General features: G+C 72.0%; 20 protein-coding genes. 13 read left to right on the forward strand and 7 right to left on the reverse strand.

All coding sequences use genetic code 11. The features are described 5' to 3' along the window. From VET29_RS13015 to VET29_RS13025, 3 genes are all read right to left on the reverse strand, one after another. A partial coding sequence (locus tag VET29_RS13015) for an alpha/beta hydrolase (protein WP_324919576.1) occupies positions 1–642 on the reverse strand: 642 nt, incomplete at its 3' end. 145 nt (positions 643–787) lie between these two features. Further along, positions 788–2,176, reverse strand: coding sequence for a hypothetical protein (locus VET29_RS13020; protein ID WP_324919578.1), 1,389 nt, complete (start codon positions 2,174–2,176; stop codon positions 788–790). A 4-nt stretch (positions 2,177–2,180) separates the two neighbouring features. Then, on the reverse strand, positions 2,181–3,794 hold the full coding sequence (locus tag VET29_RS13025; RefSeq protein ID WP_324919580.1) for a DEAD/DEAH box helicase: 1,614 nt from the start codon (positions 3,792–3,794) through the stop codon (positions 2,181–2,183). A 193-nt stretch (positions 3,795–3,987) separates the two neighbouring features. On the opposite strand from VET29_RS13025, the gene VET29_RS13030 reads away from it, so the two are divergent. Then, positions 3,988–4,659, forward strand: coding sequence for a ferritin-like fold-containing protein (locus VET29_RS13030; RefSeq protein ID WP_324919582.1), 672 nt, complete (start codon positions 3,988–3,990; stop codon positions 4,657–4,659). A gap of 36 nt (positions 4,660–4,695) precedes the next feature. Beyond that, on the forward strand, positions 4,696–4,923 hold the full coding sequence (locus VET29_RS13035) for a DUF3107 domain-containing protein (protein ID WP_324919584.1): 228 nt from the start codon (positions 4,696–4,698) through the stop codon (positions 4,921–4,923). A gap of 96 nt (positions 4,924–5,019) precedes the next feature. Here VET29_RS13035 and VET29_RS13040 read toward each other — a convergent pair whose 3' ends face one another. Together VET29_RS13040 and VET29_RS13045 are read right to left on the reverse strand one after the other, a co-directional pair. Next, on the reverse strand, positions 5,020–5,730 hold the full coding sequence (locus VET29_RS13040; protein WP_324919586.1) for a TetR/AcrR family transcriptional regulator: 711 nt from the start codon (positions 5,728–5,730) through the stop codon (positions 5,020–5,022). A gap of 16 nt (positions 5,731–5,746) precedes the next feature. After that, positions 5,747–6,391 carry a TetR/AcrR family transcriptional regulator gene (locus VET29_RS13045; RefSeq protein WP_324919588.1) on the reverse strand — a complete coding sequence of 215 codons (645 nt, stop codon included), beginning with the start codon at positions 6,389–6,391 and terminating at the stop codon, positions 5,747–5,749. 99 nt (positions 6,392–6,490) lie between these two features. Between VET29_RS13045 and VET29_RS13050 the strand changes: the two genes are divergently transcribed. From VET29_RS13050 to VET29_RS13090, 9 genes are all read left to right on the forward strand, one after another. Continuing rightward, a complete protein-coding gene (locus VET29_RS13050) occupies positions 6,491–7,474 on the forward strand; it encodes an alpha/beta fold hydrolase (protein ID WP_324919590.1) in 984 nt (327 codons plus the stop codon). Between the two features lie 39 nt (positions 7,475–7,513). Continuing rightward, positions 7,514–8,524 (forward strand): DUF3152 domain-containing protein, encoded by a 1,011-nt coding sequence (locus tag VET29_RS13055; RefSeq protein WP_324919592.1) that lies wholly within the window; start codon positions 7,514–7,516, stop codon positions 8,522–8,524. A 111-nt stretch (positions 8,525–8,635) separates the two neighbouring features. Continuing rightward, complete coding sequence (gene moeZ, locus VET29_RS13060; protein WP_324919594.1) at positions 8,636–9,814, forward strand: adenylyltransferase/sulfurtransferase MoeZ; 1,179 nt, start codon at positions 8,636–8,638, stop codon at positions 9,812–9,814. Between the two features lie 182 nt (positions 9,815–9,996). Further along, positions 9,997–10,785 carry a TIGR02569 family protein gene (locus VET29_RS13065; RefSeq protein WP_324919596.1) on the forward strand — a complete coding sequence of 263 codons (789 nt, stop codon included), beginning with the start codon at positions 9,997–9,999 and terminating at the stop codon, positions 10,783–10,785. 177 nt (positions 10,786–10,962) lie between these two features. Continuing rightward, positions 10,963–11,295, forward strand: coding sequence for a YciI family protein (locus tag VET29_RS13070; protein ID WP_349256443.1), 333 nt, complete (start codon positions 10,963–10,965; stop codon positions 11,293–11,295). Continuing rightward, on the forward strand, positions 11,295–11,615 hold the full coding sequence (locus VET29_RS13075; RefSeq protein WP_324919600.1) for a YciI family protein: 321 nt from the start codon (positions 11,295–11,297) through the stop codon (positions 11,613–11,615). The genes VET29_RS13070 and VET29_RS13075 overlap by 1 nt, the downstream gene beginning before the upstream one ends. Beyond that, entirely contained in the window at positions 11,606–12,796 is a 1,191-nt protein-coding gene (locus VET29_RS13080; RefSeq protein ID WP_324919602.1) for an RNA polymerase sigma factor, read from the forward strand. The genes VET29_RS13075 and VET29_RS13080 overlap by 10 nt, the downstream gene beginning before the upstream one ends. A 52-nt stretch (positions 12,797–12,848) precedes the next feature. Further along, entirely contained in the window at positions 12,849–13,088 is a 240-nt protein-coding gene (locus VET29_RS13085) for a hypothetical protein (protein ID WP_324919604.1), read from the forward strand. Next, the gene (locus VET29_RS13090) at positions 13,088–14,218 is read left to right on the forward strand and encodes a flotillin family protein (protein WP_324919606.1); all 1,131 of its coding nucleotides are present in this window, start codon (positions 13,088–13,090) and stop codon (positions 14,216–14,218) included. The genes VET29_RS13085 and VET29_RS13090 overlap by 1 nt, the downstream gene beginning before the upstream one ends. 162 nt (positions 14,219–14,380) lie before the next feature. On the opposite strand, the gene VET29_RS13095 is transcribed toward VET29_RS13090, so the two are convergent. Continuing rightward, entirely contained in the window at positions 14,381–14,668 is a 288-nt protein-coding gene (locus VET29_RS13095; protein WP_324919685.1) for an MGMT family protein, read from the reverse strand. Between the two features lie 65 nt (positions 14,669–14,733). Between VET29_RS13095 and VET29_RS13100 the strand changes: the two genes are divergently transcribed. Both VET29_RS13100 and VET29_RS13105 read left to right on the forward strand, forming a co-directional pair. Continuing rightward, complete coding sequence (locus VET29_RS13100; protein WP_324919608.1) at positions 14,734–17,949, forward strand: ATP-dependent DNA helicase; 3,216 nt, start codon at positions 14,734–14,736, stop codon at positions 17,947–17,949. After that, positions 17,946–21,194, forward strand: coding sequence for an ATP-dependent DNA helicase (locus VET29_RS13105; protein ID WP_324919610.1), 3,249 nt, complete (start codon positions 17,946–17,948; stop codon positions 21,192–21,194). Before VET29_RS13100 ends, VET29_RS13105 begins: the two co-directional genes overlap by 4 nt. Here the strand turns inward: VET29_RS13105 and VET29_RS13110 are convergent. Next, the gene (locus VET29_RS13110) at positions 21,170–21,925 is read right to left on the reverse strand and encodes an SMP-30/gluconolactonase/LRE family protein (RefSeq protein WP_324919612.1); all 756 of its coding nucleotides are present in this window, start codon (positions 21,923–21,925) and stop codon (positions 21,170–21,172) included. The genes VET29_RS13105 and VET29_RS13110 overlap by 25 nt on opposite strands. Between the last annotated feature and the right edge of the window lie 54 nt (positions 21,926–21,979).

A 21,979-nucleotide genomic window follows, 5' to 3' on the forward strand; every position in this document is an offset into this window, starting at 1 on the left:
CAGGGCCCTGGCCTTGCCCAGCAGCGCCGCCGGCCGTGACCGCACGAACCGCTCGCGGAGGAACGCCGTCAGCGCCGGGGTGACCGCCGGGTTCGGCGGGCTCATCGCGTCCAGCTGCTCCCGCAGCTTCTGCACCGCCTCGATGCCGTGCTTGCGCATGGTCGGCTCGCCGATGTCGAGTGTCTGTCGCCGCAGGCCCTCCGGCAGCTCGGACGGCCCGGTGCACATCAGCGTCAGCCCGGCCACGGGCGCGCCGGCCAGCACGGCGGCCCGCGCCACCAGCCCGCCGAACGAATGGCCGAGCAGCACGACCGGACCGCCCTCGGTCGCGAGCTTGCCGACCAGCTCGGCGACCACCGCGCCGAGCGCCGACGGCTGGTACGCGGCCTCGTCGTCCGGGCCGGCGGACTCGTACTGCCCAGGCAGGTCGATGGCGATGGCGTCGAACCCGCCCGCCGCGATGGCGTCGAGCAGGGGTGCGAAGTCCTCTTTGGACCCGGTGTAGCCGGGCATCAACAGCGCGGTCGGGCGCGGTTCCGTCGTGTTGACGGCACGCCTGCGTAACGCGGCGACCGGACCGTACCGGCCGTGTAGGTCAACCCGGTCCGCCCCGTTCGGGGTCAACTGCGACGGAGTGCTCACACCTTGAGTGTGCCCCAGAAGAGCTCGCAAAAGCGTGGAGTCCTCGCTGACTTGTGGCCGACAGCACGAAAGTCGTGAAGAGTTACCCGCGACCTCGTGACCGTACCCTGACCAGCGCGGCGACCAGCCACCGGTCGGCCACCGGTCAGCGCAGCGCGACCAGCGTGTCGCCCCGCTGTTCCAGCACGATCGGACCGATCTTCGACATCGTGACCAGGCCGTCGTAGTCACCGCGGTCGACGGGTGTCTTCGCGACCTGTTGGCCGGTCGCCGGGTCGAGCACGGCTATCCCGCCGGACACCGGAACCAGGATCTTGCCGGCGAACGCGGTGCCGGGACCGAGCGCGCGGTCGACCGTCCACAGTGGCCGGAGGTCGTCGAGCGACAGCGCGATTGTCTTCGTGCCGGTGAACCAGTACACCGCGCCGGTCACCCGGTTCACGGCCACCGTGTGGTCCTTCGGCTCGGTGCGCAGGTCGTTCACGCCGATCGCCAGCGGGTAGGTCTTGACCTGCACGCCCTTCTCGTCGAGCACGACCAGCTGGTTCGGGTTCGGCGTCACGATCGCGGTGCACCGCGCCACCTCGTCCGGCTTCGCGGGGTCCAGCCGGCACTGGTCGCTCATCGCCACGACCTGCGCGCCCTTGCCGACCACGACACTCGACTCGATGACCGGCTTCTCGGAGTCGTTCTCGTTGCCGGTCGCCTTGTAGACGGTCAGGCGGTCGCTCGGGTCGGTCGGGCAGTGCTCGATGACGGCGATCTTGCCGGACGCCACCGAGACCGTCCCGTACGTGCAGCCGACCCGCGGCTGCTTGTCCGGGTTCACGACGGCCGGGATCCTGCCGTACTCCATGGTCTGCACGAGGTCCGACCGCCAGGTCGTGAGCAGTCGCGACCCGGTGGTGGTGACGTAGCCGCTGTTGTCGTACAGCAGCCGCGTGCCCAACTCGGCGTCGGAGTCACGCTGGCCCTGGAACGGCTTGTCCGGCTGCTCGTTGTCCTGCGTCGGCCGCCCGCGCTGGCCCGTCGCCGGCCAGAGCGCGGTCACCTCGCTGCAGCCGCCCTTCTTGCGCGGGTCGCCGTCGGGCAGCAGGTCACCGGTCCTGGCGTACACGGCGATGGCCATCTGCCACGCCCCGGTGACCGTGCACAGCGGCAGGTTCCGGGTGTAGCGCCAGCGCACCTCGCCGGTCAGCGGGTCGCGGCCGGCGACCTCGCCGCCGTTCCCGGTGACGACCGCCGGGCCGACGGCCACGGGCTCCGGCGTGGCGGACGACTTCGCCCGCCACACCTCGCCGAGCGACGGCGGGAAGGTCGCCGGCCGGGCCGGGGAGGACATGGTGCCCGCATAGGTCTGCGAGGCGGTCGCGCGGATGTCGCTGGACCGCCACAGGAGCAGCCCGCCCACGAGTACCGCCACCGCGATCACGGCGGCGACGAGGACGTCCCGCTTGCGGTGGAAACTCGTCCGCTCCCCGTGCTCGACAGGTTCGTCGGTCCCGTGAAGCACGTCCTCGTCGCCGATAGTCACGCGACTAGTCTGCCGAACCGCCTGTTTCGCTCGTGTTGGGCGTCTCGCTCACGGGCACGCCGCCCCGCCTGCGGGTCCGGTTCCGGTTGCGGGCCGGCCGGTCCGACTTGGGCGCCGAGGTCACCTCCGGCGTCTCGGCGGCCGCCTCGCCCTCGCCACCACGGCGGCGGGTCCGCCTGCGCTGGCGTGGCTCGCCGGTGGGCTCGCTCGCCTCGGCCTTGCGGGGCTTGTCCGTGGTGCTCTTGCCGGCCGGGCGCGTGCGCTTCCGGTTGCGGCTCTTCTTCTTGCCGCCCAGGTCCTCCTCGGGCTCGGCCGCCAGGCCGGCGCGGGTCCGCTTCGCCAGCGGCAGCCGACCGGTCGAGTCCTCGGGGATGCCCAGGTCGGCGAACAGGTGCGGCGACGTCGAGTACGTCTCCACCGGCTCCGGCATGTCCAGGCCCAGCGTGTCGCTGATCAGCTTCCAGCGCGGCTCCTCGTCCCAGTCGACGAGCGTGACGGCCACCCCCTCGCGCCCGGCGCGGCCCGTGCGGCCGATCCGGTGCACGTAGGTGCCCTCGTCCTCGGGGCACTGGAAGTTGATCACGTGCGTGACGTCGTCGATGTCGATGCCGCGGGCCGCCACGTCCGTGGAGATGAGGACGTCGACCTTGCCGGACCGGAACGCCCGCAGCGACTGCTCGCGCGCGCCCTGGCCCAGGTCACCGTGGACGGCGGCCACGGCGAAGCCGCGCTCCTCGAGGTCGTCGGCGACCTTCTGCGCGGTCCGCTTGGTCCGGCTGAAGATCATCGTCAGGCCGCGGTCCGACGCCTGCAGCGCCCGCGCCACGATCTCGATCTTGTCGAGCGAGTGCGCCCGGTAGACGAACTGGCGGGTGCGCTCGTGGATGGCCCCCGCGTCGTTCTCCTCGGCCCGGATGTGGGTCGGCTGGTGCAGGAACGTGCGGGCCAGCGTGATGATCGGGCCCGGCATGGTGGCCGAGAACAGCATGGTCTGCCGCTCGTCCGGCACCATGACGAGGATCCGCTCGACGTCGGGCAGGAAGCCCAGGTCGAGCATGCGGTCGGCCTCGTCGAGCACCAGCGCGCGGACCTTGCCGAGCACCAGGTGACGCTGCTCGGCGAGGTCGAGCAGGCGGCCGGGGGTGCCCACGACGATGTCCACGCCCTTGCGGAGCGCGGCGATCTGCTGCTCGTACGGCCGGCCGCCGTAGACGGAGGTCACGCGGGCGCCGAGGTGCTTGCCGGCGTCGGTCAGGTCGTGGGTGACCTGCAGGCACAGCTCGCGTGTCGGCACGACGACCAGCACCTGTGGGGTGCCGTCGCCGGGGATGTCGAGGCGGTGCAGCAGCGGCACGCCGAAGCCCAGCGTCTTGCCGGTGCCGGTGCGTGCCTGGCCGATGATGTCCTCGCCGGCGAGCGCCAGCGGCAGGGTCAGCTCCTGGATCGCGAAGGTCCGCTCGATGCCGGCCTCGGAAAGGGCCTTGACGATCTCCTCCTGGACGCCGAAGTCGGCGAACGTGGGGGAGTCGTTGAGGACCGGTGCGTCCGCCTTCAGCGGATGTGACGTGTCGGTGTCGGGGACGCCTGCCTCGCTGTGTTCCAACTCGATGACGTCCATGTCCTTGATCTGCTCAGTGATGTGAATCTCTCCCTTGTCCAGCGCGCTCCGCCCTGGACGGGCCGCTCGACCGCACCGTCTGCCGAGGCACGGGAGGGCCGGCGAGGCGCGCACACCCTCTTCACGCGGCTGGCGAAAAAGCCTGCGTTTGGGCTCAGTCTACCTGCGATGTTCGCCGGATACGCTCAGGGCCATGAGCGAGTCTGGCGATGCCGCCGCGAAAGTGGACATTGACCCCGGGGTTGTTGACCTGCTCGGAGTCCTTGCTTATGGCGAGCTGTCGGCCTTCGACCGGCTCGCCGAGGACGCGCGGACCGCCCCGTCCCTCGACGGCCGGGCCGCGCTGTCGGCCATGGCCGCCGCCGAGATGGGGCACTACCAGCGCATCGAGCGCCATCTCGCCGGGCACGGCATCGACGTCCGGGAGGCCATGCGGCCGTTCATCGGGCACTTCGACACCTTCCACGCCTCGACCGCGCCCCGGTCGTGGCTGGAGTCGCTCGTCAAGGCGTACGTCGGCGACGGGCTGGCCGCCGACCTGTACCGGGAGATGGCGACCTGGCTCGACCCCGAGACGTCCGCGCTGGTCACCGAGGTGCTCGCGGACACCGGCCACTCGGCGTTCGCCGAGCGCATGGTCCAGGCCGCCATCGACACCGACCGCACCGTGCGCGACCGGCTGGCCCTGTGGGGACGCCGGCTCCTGGGGGAGGCGCTGACGCAGGCGCAGTACGTCGTGGCCGAGCGTGACGGGCTCGCCGAGCTGATCGTGGCGGGCACCGGCGACCTCGCGGGAATCGCGGCGTTGTTCCGGCGGTTGCAGCAGCAGCATGGCAAGCGGATGTCCGCACTCGGACTCGGCTAGCCTGAGTACGTCGTTCTGTCGTAATTGGAGGTCAACGTGGAGGTCAAGGTCGGAGTCGCGGACACCGCGCGGGAGCTGCTGATCAACAGCTCGCAGACTCCGGAAGAGGTCGAGGCGTTGGTGGCCGACGCGTTGAAGGGCTCCTCGGGCACGTTGACGCTCATCGACGACAAGGGGCGCCGCTACGTGGTGCCCGCGGCGAGGGTCGCGTACGTGGAGATCGGCTCCGCCGACTCGCGGCGTGTGGGCTTCGCCACCGCCTGATCCGGGATTTGCACGAGGGCAGGGCCTCCGGGTCCTGCCCTTCGTCGTGCCCGGGCCCCGTGTTCGGACGCGGATGCCGTGCGCGCGCCGGCCCGCTCAGCCGGCCGAGGGCGCCGGCAGCTTCACGACCCTGTTCAGCTCGAGCGGCTTGTTCGGTTCGAGGGCGACCCCATGCGAACGGGTGAAGCCGTCGATGGCGGACCAGATGATCTGGGTCAGGTACTCGACGACCGCCTCGCGGCTCATCGTCTGGCGGTCCAGCCACCACTCGCTGACGTTCTGGACCATGCCGACGATGCCGTGCGCCCACGGCTCCGCGGCGCCCGAGTCGAGGCTCATCGCCCGCAGGTAGTCGCCGAGCAGGGTCGACAGGGCCTGCGCGATGAGCTCCTTGTCCTCGGCCACGATGTCCTGCTCGACCGCCCGGTTGGCAAGGTTGCGGCGCAGCAGCATCCGGTACAGGTGCGGGTGCTCCTCGACCGTCGAGAAGAACGCGTCGAGGCTCTTGCGGATCCGCGGTACCGGCGCCTCCTCGTTGTTCATCGCCGGGATGAGCCGGTCGAAGAGGATCTCCGTGCCCCGGTGGCCGAGCGCCACGAACAGGTCGGCCTTGTCGGTGAAGTGCCGGTACAGGACCGGCTTGGTCACCCCGGCCTCCGCCGCGATGTGGTCCATGCCGACCTCGGGCCCGTGCTCCGCCAGCGCGCGCATCGCGGCCTCGACGAACTCCGCCCGCCGAGCCGCGCGATGCGACCGCCAGCGGTCCCGTCTCGCGTCGCCGGTCGAGCCGCCGGTTGCTTCTGGCATTTTGGCGACGCTACTCCTAGCCGTGTTGCTGAAGTGGGAAGCCGCCGCCGATTCCCTTCCAGGCCAGCGTGCTGATCAGGCCCACGGCCTCGTCCTTGGTCATCGTCCGGTTGTTGGCGAGCCACGAGCGCGCCGCCACCTGGCTGATCCCCACGAGCCCCACCGCGAGCAGCCGCGCGGGCTCCTCGTCGAGGCCCGCGTCCGCGGTGATGGTCCGCGTGATGGCCCGCACGCACGCGTCGGTGCCCCGGTCGATTGCCGCCTGGACGACCGGCTCGCCGCGCAGGTCGGACTCGAACACCAACCGGTACGCCTGGCTCTCGCCGTCCACGAAGTCGAAGTACGCGCTCACGGCGTTGCGGACCCGCACCTTGTTGTCCGTGGTCGACTCCATCGCGTCGGTGACCCGCATGATGAGCTCGTCGACATGGATCTCCAGCAGCGCGAGGTACAGCTCCAGCTTGCCGGGGAAGTGCTGGTAGAGCACGGGCTTGGACACTCCGGCCCGCTCCGCGATCTCGTCCATGGCCGCCGCGTGGTAGCCGTTGGCCGCGAAGACGTCCTGGGCGGCGGCAAGCAGCTGAGCCCGCCGCGCCGTACGCGGCAGTCGCGCCGCTCGGTTCCCCTGTCCAGCCAGCCCGTGCTGAATCGTTTCCGACATAAAACCCCTCCGGGTCCCTCGCGAATCGGGGTCACCGACCCGTGGTCCGACCTTACTCGCCGGTAATGCTCCACCGGGAGAGTCATGGACACTGGAACGATGAGTGCTTTCGCCGAGCCACGTCCTCCCGTCACGTTCGTCCCCATGTCGGACGCCGTCCTGCCGGCCGTGGACATGTCGATCCCGCCGTGGCCCGGCGAGGACCGGACCTCCGGCGAAGTGCGGCTCCACGTCCGCGTCACGCCTGGTCCGGACGGTGTGCCGACCGCCGTCTACGTGCACGGCCTCGGCGGCTCGGCCACCAACTGGACCGACCTGGCGGATCAGCTCTCCGGCTTCGCGCCCGGCCTGTCCCTGGACCTACCCGGGTTCGGCCGGTCCGAACCGCCGCGTGTCTTCGACTACTCCATCCCCGCGCACGCGGACGCGGTCGCCCGTTTCATCCGAGGTCTCGGCGCCGGCCCGGTCCACCTGTTCGGCAACTCGATGGGCGGCGCGATCTCCATGTACGTCGCCGCCGACCACCCCGACCTGGTGCGCACGCTGACGCTCGTGTCGCCGGCGGTGCCGGACCTGCGGCCGTTCGCCTCGCGCATGTCCGACCCGCGGCTGGCCGTCGCCTACCTGCCGCTGGTCGGCGCGTCGGTGCGCAGGCGCATGGCGTCCGAACCGGCCGACGTACGTGTCATGCGGCTGCTGCGGCTGTGCTTCGCCGAGCCGGACAAGATCCCGCAGTCCCGCCGGGACGAGGCGGGCCGGGAGCTCGCGGAGCGCGAGCGGCTGGTGTGGGCCAACCCCGCGCTCGCCCGCAGCACGATCGGCCTGTTCCGGTCGTGGATGGCGCCGAGGTCGAGGTCGATGTGGTCGCTCGCGCCGCGGATCAAGGCGCCGACACTGGTCGTGTGGGGCGCCGACGACAAGCTGGTCACCGTGCGCAAGGCGCCGAGGACGGCACGCCTGATCCCGAGGGCGCGGCTGCTGGTGCTGCCGAGGACCGGGCACGTCGCGCAGATGGAGCGGCCGGGCACGGTCGCCCGCGCGGTGCTGGGGATGTGGGAGCAGAGTGCCGCTGGCAACTGGTGAGTCGCGCGCCGGTATTCCCCCTGTGGCACTCTTGTTGTCGTGACGAGACCTGTCCGTGACCGGTATCGCGCCGATGAGCGCCGCACGTCGGCAGAGCCGTTGGCCGCGAAGTGGCGCCCCACGGACGACCCGCCGACGGGCAGGCGCCGGGCGGTGCGGCACAAGAAGGGCGGGCTGGCCGCGTACGGCTGGCGTATCTACGCGGTGCCGCTGCTGCTCGCGGTGACCGCGCTGGTCGTGGTCCAGACCGTGAACGACAAGGACTCGCCGGGCGCGGCGGCCGCCGGGTCGACGACCACCCGCGACGCCCCGGACACCGGTGACGTGTACGTGGGCGGTCCGCGGGTCACCGAGAAGCCGGCCAAGGCCGCCAACCCGAACATCCCGACCGCCGAGCTGCCGGCGGGTCCGGACTACCTGCAGGGGGGCTCCGGCAACTTCTCCGTGGTCGCCGGCACGACTCCTCGGGTCGGCGGCGGCGGGAAGGTGTTCACCTACACGATCGAGGTCGAGGACGGGATCGACCTGGCCCCGTACGGCGGCAGCGACTCGTTCGGCCGGCTGGTCGACTCGACGCTCGCCGACCCGCGCGGCTGGGCGGGGACCGGGCAGGTGTCGGTGCAGCGGGTCGACGGCAACGCGAAGCCGGACATCCGGTTCACCCTGGCGACGCCCGACACCGTGCACCGGCCGGACTTCTGCGGCTACTCGATCAAGTACGAGTCGTCGTGCTGGCGACGCTCGGAGAAGCGCGTGATGATCAACCTGGCGCGCTGGGTGCGGGGCGCGCTGGCCTTCGGCGGCGACATCGGGTCCTACCGCGAGTACGCCATCAACCACGAGATCGGGCACGCGTTCGGCAACGGGCACGTCGGCTGCACTGAGCAGGGCGGGCTGGCCCCGGTGATGATGCAGCAGTCGTTCGGCACGTCGAACAACTACGTCGCGCAGCTCAACCAGCAGGCCGACAACGACGACCCGGTGCAGGCGGACGGCAAGACGTGCCGCTTCAACCAGTGGCCCAACCCGCAGGCGCAACCGCCGACCTGATCCGCGCCGCCGCGCGTCTCGCGATGTGGGAGCCGGGGAAGGCCGAGTGGGACGATCGCGTTGAAGGTGTGGAGACTTGGGTTCACCAAGTCACGCGTCGAGGAGGAACCCATGGCAAGCGGTTTGCCACCGCTGGTGGAGCCGGCCGCCGAGCTGACCAAGGACGAGGTCGCCCGCTACAGCCGTCACCTGATCATCCCGGATGTCGGGGTCGACGGGCAGAAGCGGTTGAAGAACGCGAAGGTGCTCGTCGTCGGCGCCGGTGGGCTGGGCAGCCCCGCCCTGCTGTACCTGGCCGCGGCCGGCGTTGGCACGCTCGGCGTCATCGACTTCGACGTCGTCGACGAGTCGAACCTGCAGCGCCAGGTGATTCACGGCGTCTCGGACGTCGGCAAGCCGAAGGCGGTGTCGGCCAAGGAGTCGATCGCCGAGATCAACCCGCTCGTGCACGTTGTCCTGCACCAGGAGCAGCTGACCTCGGACAACGCGCTGGCGGTGTTCGCCGGCTACGACCTGATCCTGGACGGCACCGACAACTTCGCCACCCGCTACCTGGTCAACGACGCCGCGGTGCTGCTGGGCAAGCCGTACGTCTGGGGCTCGATCTTCCGGTTCGAGGGCCAGGTCAGCGTGTTCTGGGAGGACGCGCCGAACGGTCAGGGCCTGAACTACCGCGACCTCTACCCAGAGCCCCCGCCGCCCGGCATGGTCCCGTCGTGCGCCGAGGGCGGCGTCCTCGGCGTGCTGTGCGCGTCGATCGGCTCGGTGATGGTGACCGAGGCCATCAAGCTGATCACGGGGATCGGCGAGCCACTGCTGGGCCGCCTGATGGTGTACGACGCGCTGGAGATGTCGTACCGGACGATTCGTATCCGCAAGGACCCCGAGACCAAGCCGATCGAGGGCCTGATCGACTACGACGCGTTCTGCGGCGTGGTGTCGGACGACGCCCAGCAGGCGGCGGCCAACCACACGATCACCCCGAGGGAGCTCAAGGAGAAGTTCGACCGCGGCGACAACTTCGCCCTGATCGACGTCCGCGAGCCACACGAGTACGAGATCGTGAAGATCCCCGGCTCGGTCCTGATCCCGAAGGACGAGATCCTGTCCGGGGCCGCGCTCGCGTCGCTGCCACAGGACAAGCCGATCGTGCTGCACTGCAAGTCCGGCGCCCGCTCCGCGGAGGCGCTGGCCGCGCTCCACAAGGCCGGCTTCAAGGACGCGGTCCATGTCGGCGGCGGTGTCCTGGGCTGGGCCCGCGACGTGGACCCGAGCCTGCCGACGTACTGATTCGGCGTACGCGCCCGCCCGGTCCCACCCGGCCGCGCGGGCGCGTCCCGTATCTCGACCCGAGGTCGCACCCCGCCCGCCTGACCGACCGGGTGACCGTCGCCGCCGATTCGGGTCAGGGCGCGCCACGACCGCGTGGCATTCACGACGTGTGACGGGTCGGGCGGGTAGCGTGGCCGCTCGTGACCGCGTCCCCGCCGCCCCAGCACGTGCGTGCCTCGTTCGGCGCGAAGGACAGCGTGCCGGAACTGGTCGGCGCCGGCACGCAGTGGCGCTGCGACGACATCGGCCTGCGCCCGGTCACCAACCCCGCCGAGGCGTCGTGGGTCGCGCAGACGCTCAGCGAGCTGAGCGTGCCCGACCTGCGTATCGGTCGGTCCCTGCGGTCGAGCGACGGACGGTACGTCGTCGGCGGATGGGTCGGTTTCCGCTACGTCTCCGGCACCCCGGAGCCTCGCTACGACGACGTGATCGCCGCCTCCCTGCGCCTGCACAAGGCCACCGCCGACCTGCCCGTGCCGCGTTTCGTCGCGACCCGCGCCGACGTGTTCGCCATGGCCGACCGCGCCGCCGCGGGCATCGAGGACGCGCCGCTGAACCCGGCGCTCGGCGGGCGGCTGTTCGACGTCATCTCCGGCGCACGCAAGCCGCTCGGGCTACGGCCGCAGGTCGTGCACGGTGACCTCTTCGGCAACGTCCTCTTCGACGGCGGCGAGCCCCCGGGCATCATCGACCTCGTCGCGTTCAACCGGCCGCCCGAGTGGGCCGCCGCGGTGATGGTCGTCGACGCCCTCGCCTGGGGCGGCGCCGACGACGGCCTGCCGAACCGGTGGTCGCACCTGCCCGAGTGGCCGCAGGCACTGTTGCACGCGTTGCTGTTCCGGCTCGCCGTGCACGCCCTGCACCCGCACTCGACAGAGCAGTCCATGCGTGGCCTGGAGCGTGCCGCGCGACTGGTCACGACGGTCTGAACGCCGGCGTCTCGGGGCAGGCCGAGCGTCAGCGTCTCCGTGCGCGACGCACGCCACCGCGGGTTTCTCAACCAACCGCGATCGTCGATGGCGAGCCTGTCGATTTCGGGCCGGTGCCGCGTCGTGGGGGTGAGACGCTGCACCGGGCAGCGGACGAGGAGGACACACGTGCAGTACATGTTGATGATCACCGGCGACCACCTCGACAGTCCCGCCGAGATCGACGCGCGGCCCGAGTTCATGGCCTGGCTGCGTGACGTCGAGTCGCGGGGCGCCCGCCGGGTCGGCACGCTCCTGCGCCCGCCCGTCGAGGCCGTCACCGTGCGGGTCCGTGACGGCAGGACGCTGCGGTCCGACGGGCCCTTCGCCGAGACCAAGGAGCACGTCGGCGGCGTCGAGATCGTCGAGTGCGCCGACCTCGACGAGGCCATCGCCATCGCGTCGACCCATCCGGCGGCCGGCCATCACCCCATCGAGATCCGTCCGTTCTGGCCCATCGAGGAGGACTGATGCGTTTCCTGATGTTCGTCACCGTCGACCCCGATCTCGACCCCGTCGATCCCGATCCGATGGCCTGGGCCGACGAGACGACCGCCAACGGCCAGCGCCTCGAAGGCCAGCGGCTCCGTCCCGTCAGCGACGCCACCACCCTCTGGCCCAAGGACGGCGGCGGCACCTTCGTCTCCGACGGTCCCTTCGCCGAGACCAAGGAACAGATCGCCGGCTACGACCTCATGGAGTTCGCCAGCGTCGAGGAGGCGGTCGAGGTGGCGGCCAAACACCCGGTCGCGAGGTTCGGCGCGATCGAGCTGCGACCCGTATGGGAGTGAGGGAGGCGCTCGACGACGCGTTCCGCTCGGAGTGGGGACGCGTCGTCGCCACGCTGATCCGCGTCACCGGCGACTGGGACCTCGCCGAGGAGTGTGCCTCGGACGCGTTCGCCAGCGCGTTGGCGACCTGGCCCCGGGACGGCGTGCCGCGCCGCCCCGGGGCGTGGCTCACGACCACCGCACGTAACCGCGCCCTCGACCGCATCCGCCGCGGCGCCGCCGAGACCAACCGGCTGCGCAGGCTCGCGCCCATCGCGCCGGCGGAGCCGGAGACGGCGGAACCGGACGCGGTGCCCGACGACCGGCTGCGGCTGATGTTCACCTGCTGCCACCCGGCCCTGCCGCTGGAGGCACAGGTCGCACTGACGCTGCGCACCCTCGCCGGGCTCACCACGGTCGAGATCGCGCAGGCGTTCCTGGTGCCGGAGGCGACGATGGCGCAGCGGCTCGTGCGTGCCAAGCGCAAGATCCGCAACGCCCGCATCCCGTATCGCGTGCCGCCGGCCGAGCTGCTGCCGGAACGCACCACCGGCGTGCTCGGCGTGCTGTACCTGCTGTTCAACCGGGGCTACTCCCGCGCCGAGCTGTCCACCGAGGCGATCCGGCTCGCCCGCGTGCTCGCCGAGCTGATGCCGGCCGAGCCGGAGACGAAGGGCCTGCTCGCGCTGATGCTGTTCCACGAGAGCCGCCGCGCGACCCGCACCTACGCGGGCGAGCTGGTCACGCTCGCCGACCAGGACCGCGCCCGCTGGGACCGCGCCATGATCGACGAGGGGGTCGCCGTGCTCGACGCGGCGTTCGACCGGGCCCGGCCCGGTCCGTACCAGCTGCAGGCGGCGATCGCGGGCTGTCACGCCACCGCCGAGCGGTCGGCGGACACCGACTGGCAGCGGATCGCCGACCTGTACGGGCTGGTCGCTCGGCTGAATCCGTCACCGGTCGTCGAGCTGAACCGGGCGGTCGCGGTCGCCGAGGTCGACGGCCCGGCCGCTGGACTGGCGCTGGTGGACCAGCTGCGCGACGATCTTGTCGGCTACCACCTGCTGCCCGCCACCCGCGCGGACCTGTTGCGACGGATGAACCGCCCGGACGAGGCGAAAGCGGCCTACGAGGAGGCTCTGGAATTGGCGCCCACCGACGTCGAACGCCGTTTTCTGACCCGGCGGATAAACGATCTGTAAAGGTGGCACGGGACCGATTACGGGTGCGCTAGCGTGCAAGCGTGAAGCGGCGATGAACGCTGACGACTCGGCCGACGACTCACCCGTCGGTTGTATCGGCGTGCTGGTGGTCGGTACGCGTGGTGGCGGGGGCCCCGGCGAGGTGCTGGTCAAGATCCGGGGTGGGTCTGAGACGTTTCTCGCCTTCTCCGACGAGCCGCTTCCGAAAGGCGCGACCGTTCTGGTCGTCGACTCACGAGGGGCGCGTGCGGTCGACGTCACGCCCTGGACAGATCCAATGGGAGCTCTGTGATGTTCTTCTACCGCGTGCCCGCCCCCGATGAGGCGATGCTCATCTCCGGCGGCAAGGTCAGGGGCGAGAGCAACGCGCCCTTCCGGGTGGTGACCGGACGGGGCGCGTTCGTGATGCCCTTCTTCCGCAAGGTCCGGTTCCTCTCGCTGCACATGGCGGAGGCCGAGATCACCGAGACCTGCGTGACCAAGCAGGCGATCACGCTGAAGGTGCGTGCGGTGATCGCGTTCAAGGTCGGCAACGACATGGAGAGCATCGTCAACGCCGGGCAGCGCTTCCTGTCCGACCAGCGGCAGATGGAGGACCTGACCGGCCGCATCTTCTCCGGTCACCTGCGGTCGATCGTCGGCGCGATGACCGTCGAGGAGATCATCACCGAGCGGCAGAAGCTGGCACTGGAGGTGCTCGACGCCTCGGCCACCGAGATGGCGCGGATCGGGCTGACCATCGACTCGCTGCAGATCCAGTCGATCGACGACCTGGACCTCGGCTACATCTCGGCGCTGTCGGCGCCGCACAACGCCGCCGTCCAGCGGGAGGCGCAGATCGCGCAGGCCAGGGCCAACCAGGCGGCGGCGGAGGCCCAGCAGGAGTCCGCCCGCAAGCAGGCCGAGTACGCGCGGCAGACGGCCGTCGTGCAGGCCCAGTACAAGGCGGAGATCGACAAGGCGCAGTCCGAGGCCGCCCAGTCCGGCCCGCTCGCGCAGGCGATCGCGACACAGGAGGTCATCAACGCCCGGACCGAGCTGGCCCAGCGCGAGGCGTCCCTGCGGGAGCAGCAGCTGGTGGCCGAGGTCGTGAAGCCGGCCCAGGCCGAGGCGGACCGGGTCCGCATCATCGCGAAGGCCGAGGCCGAGGCGACGGAGATCCAGGCTGCGGCCGCCGCCTCGTACGACCGCGTGGCACTGGACCGCCTGATCATCGAGCAGCTGCCGCAGATCGTGAAGGAGGCGGCCGGCGGCCTCAAGGGCGCGAACGTCAACATCCTGAGCGGCGCCGACGGCCTGGGCGAGATGGCGGCAGGCCTGGTAGGCCAGGGCCTGGCCATTCTGGACTCCGTCAAGAAGGGCCTGTCAACCGACCAGCCCAAGGAAGACCCAAACCCCGACCGCAAGAAGCTCAACCCCTAACCGCGAGTCCCGCGTTCAAACACCGCGAGTCCCGCGTTCAAACACCGCGAGTCCCGCGTTCGGACACATCGAGTTGCGGTTTCGTGCACACAAGATCGGCGCGAACGCGACTCGGTATGTGTGAACGCGGGACTCGGTATGTCTGAACGCGGGACTCGCGGGTTAGGGGTGCCAGCGGTACTTGCGCATGTTGACCTTTTCGCCGTCGGCGAGGACGCCTTCCGCGCGTAGCAGTTCCAGTTGGCGGCGGGCGAGGCCTTGGGCGGGGACGCCGTTCGAGCGGATGACGCGGTGCCACGGGAGGTCGTGGCCGTCCTCGGACAGGATGCGTCCCACCAGCCGGGGCGTCGAGGCGGACGCCATGGCGGCGATGTCCCCGTACGACGCCACCCGCCCGGGTGGAATCGACCTGATGATCTCCCGCACGCGCTCGTGCAGCTCCTCTGACACCACGGCGACAAGTATGCCGGCGTGCCGGTGTTACCGAACCGAGTCCGGCGTGGTTCCATCGTCCGGTGGTCGTCGCGAACGCTCCCCGGCTCGTGCGCCGGCCGGTGGCGCCGCGCGCACCGTTCCGGTGGGAGCCGGCTGCCCAGCGCCTGCTCGCCGGCGCCGGCGGCTTCGTCCGGGTCCTTGGCGGTCCGGGCACCGGCAAGACCTCCCTGCTGACCGAGATCGCCGCCGACCGCATCCTGAACCAGGGGGTCGATCCCGAGCGGCTGCTCGTCATCACCGCCAACCGGCGGGCGGCGACGGAGACACGGGCCGCCATCGCCCGGCGGATCACCGAGCACGACCAGACCGGCGACCTCCCCCGCACGGTCCGCGAACCGCTCGTCCGCACCGTCCACTCCTACGCCTTCTCCGTCCTCCGCCTCCACGCGCACCTGCGCGACGTGCCGGGCCCGCGCCTGCTCAGCGGTCCCGAGCAGGACGCCGTCGTCCGCGAGCTGCTCGCCGGTGACGTCGAGGACGACGCCCACCACCTGTGGCCGGACCGGCTCTGGCCCGCCCTCACCGTGCCGGGCTTCGCCGAGGAGCTCCGCGACCTGATGCTCCGCGCCGCGGAACGCGGGCTCGGCCCCGAGGACCTGATCAAGGTCGGCAAGGACGCCAAGCGCCCCGAGTGGGTCGCCGTCGGCAGGTTCGCCCGCCAGTACGAGCAGGTCATGCTCCTCGCCAACGCCGCGGACAGCGCCGTCGCCCAGGAGTCCGCCCCGGCCCTGGACGCCGCCGAGCTGGTCGCCGGCGCCGTCCTCGCCTTCGAGACCGACCGGGATCTGCTCACCGCCGAGCGCGACCGCGTCCAGTACCTCCTCGTCGACGACGCCCAGCACCTCGACCCCCTCCAGTACCGCCTGCTCGCCCGGCTCGGTCTCAAAGCCAAGGAGTTCGTCCTCGCCGGCGATCCCGACCAGGCCGTCTTCACCTTCCGCGGCGCCGAGCCGCGCCTGCTCGCGGACTCCGACCCCGACGGCGGCACGGTCGTCCTCACCCACAACCACCGCATGGCCCCCGCGGTACGGGAAGCGGCCGCCCGCCTCGCCGCGCGGCTGCCCGGCACGGCTCCCCAGCGGCCCGCCCCCAAGGAGACGGTCGAGAACTCCCGCCAGAACGGCCATGTGGACGTTCATCTGCACACCACCGAGGCCGCGGAGGCCGCGTGGATCGCCGACCAGTTCCGCCGCGCGCACCTCATCGACGGCGTGCCGTGGTCGGAGATGGCGGTCCTGTGCCGTTCGGTCGGCCGCTCCGCCCCGGTCCTGCACCGCGCGCTGGCCGCCGCGGGCGTCCCGGTCGCCGCCGACGCGGACGAGCTGCCGCTCGCCCGCCAGCCCGCGGTCCGGCCGTTCCTCGACCTGCTCCGCATCGCGACCTACCCGCACCTGCTGACCGCCGAGCGCGCGGAAACACTGCTGACCAGCCAGTTCGGCGGCGCCGACCCGCTCGCCATCCGCCGCCTGCGTCGCGGTCTGCGCAAACTCGAGCTCGCCGCCGGGCAGGACCGGCCCTCCGACGAGCTGCTCGTCGAGGTGCTGAACGACGTCGACCTCCTCACCGCGCTGGACGACGCCGAGGCCGCGAGCGTCCGCCGCATCGCCGGCCTGCTGGCCACCGCGCGCCAGGCCATCGACGAACGCGTTGGCATCGAACAGGTCCTGTGGCTCGTGTGGCAGGAGAGCGGCCTGGAGGACCGCTGGGTCAGACAGTCCCAGCGCGGCGGAACCACTGGCGCGCAGGCGGACCGCGACCTCGACGCGATCGTCGGCCTGTTCCACGCGGCCGCCCGCTACGCCGACCGGCTGCCCGGCGCCGGCGTGACCGGGTTCGCGGACTTCCTCGCCGCGCAACGGATCGTGGGCGACAGCCTGGCCCCGACCGCGCAGCGCGCGGACACCGTCTCGGTCATCACCGCGCACGCGGCCGTCGGTCGCGAGTGGACGGTCGTGGCCGTTCTCGGTGTGCAGGAAGGAACCTGGCCGGACCTCCGCCTCCGCGGCTCACTGCTCGGCGTCGAGCGGCTGGTCGACCTTCTCGCGGGCGTCGCCGACTCGGCGCACCTGTCACAGATCGCGCCGCTGCTGGCCGAGGAACGCCGGCTGCTGCTCGTCGCCGCGAGCCGGGCCCGCGGCCGGCTGCTGGTCTCGGCCATCCGCGGCGAGGACGAGCAGCCGTCGCGGTTCCTCGGCGAGCTGTCCGGCGTCGACGTCGAGGAGCTGACCGACGCCGGCCGCCCGACCTCGCTCGGCGGCACCCGGCGTGCGCTGGTGCTCGCGGACCTCGTCGGCGACCTGCGCCGGGCGGTCGTCGACGGCGACGCCACCGAGGAGCGCAGGCGCGACGCGGCCCGCCAGCTCGCCCGCCTCGCCGAGGCCGGCGTGCCGGGCGCGCACCCTGACAGCTGGTACGGCGTGGCCGACCTGTCGACCAGGAACCCCCTGCGCGACAAGAAGGACAAGGTCACGGTCTCACCGTCCAATGTGGAGACCCTGGCGAAGTGCCCGCTGCGCTGGGCGATCGAGAGACACGGCGGCACCGACCCCGCCGAGCTGGCGTCGATCACCGGTGTGCTCGTGCACGCGCTCGCCCAGGCCGCCGCGTCCGGCGCCGACGAGGTGCACCTGCGGGCCGAGCTGGACCGGGCGTGGGACGCCGTCGACGCCGGCGCCCCGTGGTTCTCCCGCCGCGAACGCGCGCGGGTGCACGCCATGCTGGACACGTTCCTCGCCTGGTTGACGGCCACCCGGGGCGAGCTGACCCAGGTCGCGGTCGAGCACGACTTCGCGGTGGACGTGCCCGAGGCGCACGTGCGCATCCGCGGCCGCGTCGACCGCCTGGAGAAGGACGGCGAGAACCGCCCGGTCGTCGTGGACGTGAAGACCGGCAGGCAGGCGGTCAGCGAGTCCGACGCGCAGGAGCACCCGCAGCTCGCCGTGTACCAGCTGGCCGCCGCGTACGGGGCGTTCGTCGAGCTGGGCCTGGACGCCGAGCCGGGCGGCGCGCGGCTGCTGTACGTCGCGAAGGCCAACCGCCGCAAGAAGGGCGCGACCGAACGGAACCAGGACCCGGTCGGCGAGGACGGCGTCAAGCACTGGACCGGCGTGGTCGCCGACGCCGCCGAGGCGAGCACCGGCCCGGAGTACACGGCACGGCAGAACGCCGACTGCCCGCGCTGCCCGGTGCGGACGAGCTGCCCGATGCACGCGAGCGGCCGGCAGGTCACCGAGTGATCTCGCCGAGAGAGCTCGCCAGGGAGCTCGGTCTGCCGGCACCAACCGACGAGCAGGCCGAGGTGATCGCCGCACCCACCGACCCGGCGCTGGTCGTCGCGGGCGCGGGCGCCGGCAAGACCGAGACCATGGCCGCACGCGTGGTCTGGTTGGTGGCCAACGGAATCGTCACCCCGGACCGTGTGCTGGGCCTCACCTTCACCCGCAAGGCCGCCCGCCAGCTCGCCGACCGCGTCCGCTCCCGCCTGCGCAGGCTGGCCGGTTCCGCGCTGCCGTACCGGCTCGACCCGAGTGGCGCGCTGCTCGCCGACCTGTACGCGGGGGAGCCGACCGTGCTCACCTACCACGCGTACGCGGGCCGGCTGGTCGCCGAGCACGGGCTGCGGCTGCCGGTCGAGCCGGGCGCGCGCCTGCTGACCGAGACCGCGTGCTGGCAGCTCGCGCACCGCGTGGTCTCCACCTGGACCCACGACCTGGAGACCGAGCGGGTACCGGTCACGGTCACCCGCTACCTGCTGGAGCTGGCGGGTGAGCTGGCCGAGCACCTCGTCGACGAGGACAAGCTGCGTGCGTACAGCGAGGACCTCGCGCTGACCATCGAGGAGGCCCCCCGTGGCCCCCGGCAGCGCGCCGAGCTGTCCCAGGACCTGAAGGAAGTCGTTGCCGCGCAACGGTTCCGAATCGCGTTGCTGCCGCTGGTGAAGGCCTACGGCGACGCGAAGCGCCGGGAGGGCGCGCTCGACTTCGCCGAGCAGATGGCGCTCGCCGCGTTGCTCGCGAGGTCGGAACCCGAGGTGGCGGCGCGGGAACGGGAGCGCTACGGCACAGCGCTGCTCGACGAGTACCAGGACACCGGCCACGCGCAGCGGATCCTGCTGCGGTCGCTGTTCGGCGGCACGAAGCCCATGCCGGTCACGGCCGTGGGCGACCCGGTGCAGGCGATCTACGGCTGGCGAGGCGCGAGTGCTGCGAACCTGCCGCGGTTCGCGACCGACTTTCCCAGGCTGGAGCACAAGAAGCTCGAGCCCGCGATCCGCTACGGCCTGCTGACGAGCTTCCGCAACCCGCCGGAGGTGCTGGCGCTCGCCAACGCGATCTCCGGCCCGCTGCGGGGTGCCGGGCTGGACGTCGACGAGCTGCGTGCGCCGCCCGGCCGGGGCTCGGCCGACGTCCGCGTCGCGTTGCTGCCCGACGCGAACGCCGAGGTCGAATGGCTGGCCGACGAACTCGCCCAGCGCTGGCGGTTCGCCGCGGACGAGCGGGGCAGGCCGCCGACCGCCGCGGTGCTCGTGCGGCGGCGCGCGGACATGACCGACCTCGCGACGGCCCTGCGTGCCAGGGGACTGCCGGTCGAGGTGGTCGGCATCGGGGGCCTGCTCGACGAGCCCGAGGTGCGGGACCTGGTGTCCACGTTGCGGGTGCTGATCGACCCGCTGGCCGGCTCGGCGGCGGCGCGGCTGCTGACCGGCGCGCGGTGGCGGTTCGGCGCCGCGGACCTGGCGGCGCTGTGGAAGCGGGCCGCGCTGCTCAGCCAGGAGTACCAGCCGGAAGGCAAAGGTCGACTTGTCGACATCGTGCCGGGGGAGGGTGCCGAGCAGGCCGGTTTGGTCGACGCCATCGACGACCCCGGCGACGCCGAGCAGTACTCGCACGACGGCTACCGGCGGATCCGGACGCTGGGCCACGAGCTGCGGATGCTGCGCCGCCACCTCGACCACCCGCTGCCGGAGCTGGTCGCCGAGGTGGAACGCGTGATGCTGCTGGACGTCGAGGCGACCGCCCGGGTCGGCGGCGCGCGGCGGGCGCACCTGAACAAGTTCGCGGACGTCGTCTCGGACTACGCGCAGGCCAGCCCGTCGGCGACGCTCGCCGCGCTGCTGGACTACCTCGCGGCGGCGGAGAGCGCGGAGGACGGGCTGGAGCCCGGCGAGGTCGTGGTCGCCGAGGACCGCGTGCAGATCCTGACCGTGCACAGCGCGAAGGGCCTGGAGTGGGAGATCGTCGCGGTCCCGCACCTGGTCAACGACGTCTTCCCCAGCCGGAAGCGGACGTCGTGCTGGTTGCGTGCGGTGACCGAGCTGCCGGCCGCACTGCGGGGCGACACGGCCGACCTGCCCATGCTGGACCTGTCCGGCACGGAGAACCGCAAGGACATCGAGGTCGAGCTGACCAACCACGCGGAGGCGTTCGCGGAGCGGGACCTCGTGGAGGAGCGCCGGCTGTGTTACGTGGCGCTGACCCGGTCGGAGCGGACGCTGCTGGTGTCCGCGCACTGGTGGGGCCGCACGGGCACGAGACCGAAGGGCCCGTCGCCGTTCTTCACCGAGGTCGCCGACGCCGTCCGCCCGATGGACGAGCTGGTGGCGTCGGTCGAGCACTGGGCGCCCGAACCCGACGAGTACGACGAGAACCCGCTCGCCACCGCGGAACGCACCGCCCTGTGGCCGGCCGACCCGCTGTCCATGGCCCGCGACGACGTGCTGACCGCGGCGGGGATGGTGCGCGAGGAGCTTTCGAAGCTGAGGTCGGGCGAGCAGCTGGCGCTGGCCGACGACCCGGAGGGCTGGGTCGCGGACACGGACGTGCTGCTGGCCGAACGCGCGGCGGCGGCGAACCGGCGGGAGGAGGTGACCCTGCCGGCGTCGATCTCGGTGAGCCAGCTGGTCGAGCTGGCGCGCGACCCGGCGGCCCTGGCACGGCGGCTGCGGCGGCCGCTGCCGTTCCCGCCGAACCCGGTGGCGCGGCGGGGCACGGCCTTCCACGCGTGGCTGGAGAAGCGGTTCGGCTCGCGGGCGTTGCTGGACCTGGACGAGCTGCCGGGCTCGGCGGACGCCGACGCGGCGTCGGACGCGGACCTGGAGGCGCTGCGGGACTCGTTCCTGGTGTCGGACTGGGCGGAACGGTCGCCCGCGGACGTCGAGGTGTCGTTCACGTGCGACGTGGACGGGATGACGCTGCGCGGCCGGCTCGACGCGGTCTTCGCCGACCGGGACGGGGGCTGGACGGTCGTGGACTGGAAGACCGGCGCGGTGCCCTCGGAGGAGGAGCTGCCCGCGCTGTCTGTGCAGCTGGCCGCGTACCGCCTGGCGTGGGCGAGCCTGACCGGTTCGCCGTTGGACCAGGTGCGGGCCGCGTTCCACTACGTCCGCTCGAACACGACCCTGCGCCCGGTCGACCTCATGGACGCCCCCGGCCTACGCGCGATCCTGCGCGGCCTTCCTCAGACCGGCACCGCGAGCACCTGACCGCTGCCCGGCTTCACCATGTCGTCCTCGGCCATGCCCTGCCAGACGGCCGCGGCGACGTACAGCGTCGACCCGTCGACCACACAGTCGAAGCCGCCGCGGTCCAGTGCCACCCTCCCCAGCACCTCGCCGCCCTCGGCCACCCGCACGCAGCACTTGTTCGGCACGTCCGCGTACCAGACCGCCCCCTCGCCGTCGACGCAGATGCCGTCGGGCGTGCCCTCGCCCAGCGCCGCCCACACCCGTCGGCCGGAGAGGGTGCCGTCCGCGCCGATGTCGAACGCGGTCAGCCGGTGTCCGTGCGACTCCGCGACGATCAGCGTCTCCCCGGCCACCGCCATGCCGTTCGGGAACGCGAGCCCGCCGGCGACCTCGCCATGCCCGACCAGGTGGACCGTGCCGGACGGGCCGGTGAAGTCGGGCCGGTTCACGAAGACGTTGCCACGCCCGTCGACCACGATGTCGTTCCAGCCGCGCATGCCGAGCGAGGCGTGGGTGACCAGCGTGCCGTCCTCCTCGCGGCGCAGCAGGACCCCGGCACCCGAGTTCACCAGAACGAGACGCTCGTCCGGCAGCCAGTCGAAGCACAGCGGCAGCGAGCGGACCGTCGCGAACACCCCGCCGGGCACGGCGAGCACCTCGCCGGCCGACCAGTCGGACACGTACAACCGGCCCTCGTGCCAGCGGATCGACTCCACCAGCCCCCGGCCGTCCAGCAGTACCTCTGTCACGTCGAACCTCCTTCGCCGCCCACACGAACGGGCACCGGTCGGATCGACAGGCCG

The sequence above is a fragment of the Actinophytocola sp. genome (assembly GCF_035634895.1).
Lineage (GTDB): Bacteria > Actinomycetota > Actinomycetes > Mycobacteriales > Pseudonocardiaceae > Actinophytocola.

Excerpts from the sequence above, each read along its gene's own strand:
- VET29_RS13085 (WP_324919604.1), top strand. The coding sequence starts at position 12,849 with ATGAACGCTGACGACTCGGCCGACGACTCACCCGTCGGTTGTATCGGC.
- VET29_RS13025 (WP_324919580.1), bottom strand. The coding sequence starts at position 3,794 with ATGGACGTCATCGAGTTGGAACACAGCGAGGCAGGCGTCCCCGACACC.
- moeZ (WP_324919594.1), top strand. The coding sequence starts at position 8,636 with ATGGCAAGCGGTTTGCCACCGCTGGTGGAGCCGGCCGCCGAGCTGACC.
- VET29_RS13075 (WP_324919600.1), top strand. The coding sequence starts at position 11,295 with ATGCGTTTCCTGATGTTCGTCACCGTCGACCCCGATCTCGACCCCGTC.
- VET29_RS13045 (WP_324919588.1), bottom strand. The coding sequence starts at position 6,391 with ATGTCGGAAACGATTCAGCACGGGCTGGCTGGACAGGGGAACCGAGCG.
- VET29_RS13030 (WP_324919582.1), top strand. The coding sequence starts at position 3,988 with ATGAGCGAGTCTGGCGATGCCGCCGCGAAAGTGGACATTGACCCCGGG.
- VET29_RS13080 (WP_324919602.1), top strand. The coding sequence starts at position 11,606 with ATGGGAGTGAGGGAGGCGCTCGACGACGCGTTCCGCTCGGAGTGGGGA.
- VET29_RS13050 (WP_324919590.1), top strand. The coding sequence starts at position 6,491 with ATGAGTGCTTTCGCCGAGCCACGTCCTCCCGTCACGTTCGTCCCCATG.
- VET29_RS13090 (WP_324919606.1), top strand. The coding sequence starts at position 13,088 with ATGTTCTTCTACCGCGTGCCCGCCCCCGATGAGGCGATGCTCATCTCC.
- VET29_RS13040 (WP_324919586.1), bottom strand. The coding sequence starts at position 5,730 with ATGCCAGAAGCAACCGGCGGCTCGACCGGCGACGCGAGACGGGACCGC.
- VET29_RS13070 (WP_349256443.1), top strand. The coding sequence starts at position 10,963 with ATGTTGATGATCACCGGCGACCACCTCGACAGTCCCGCCGAGATCGAC.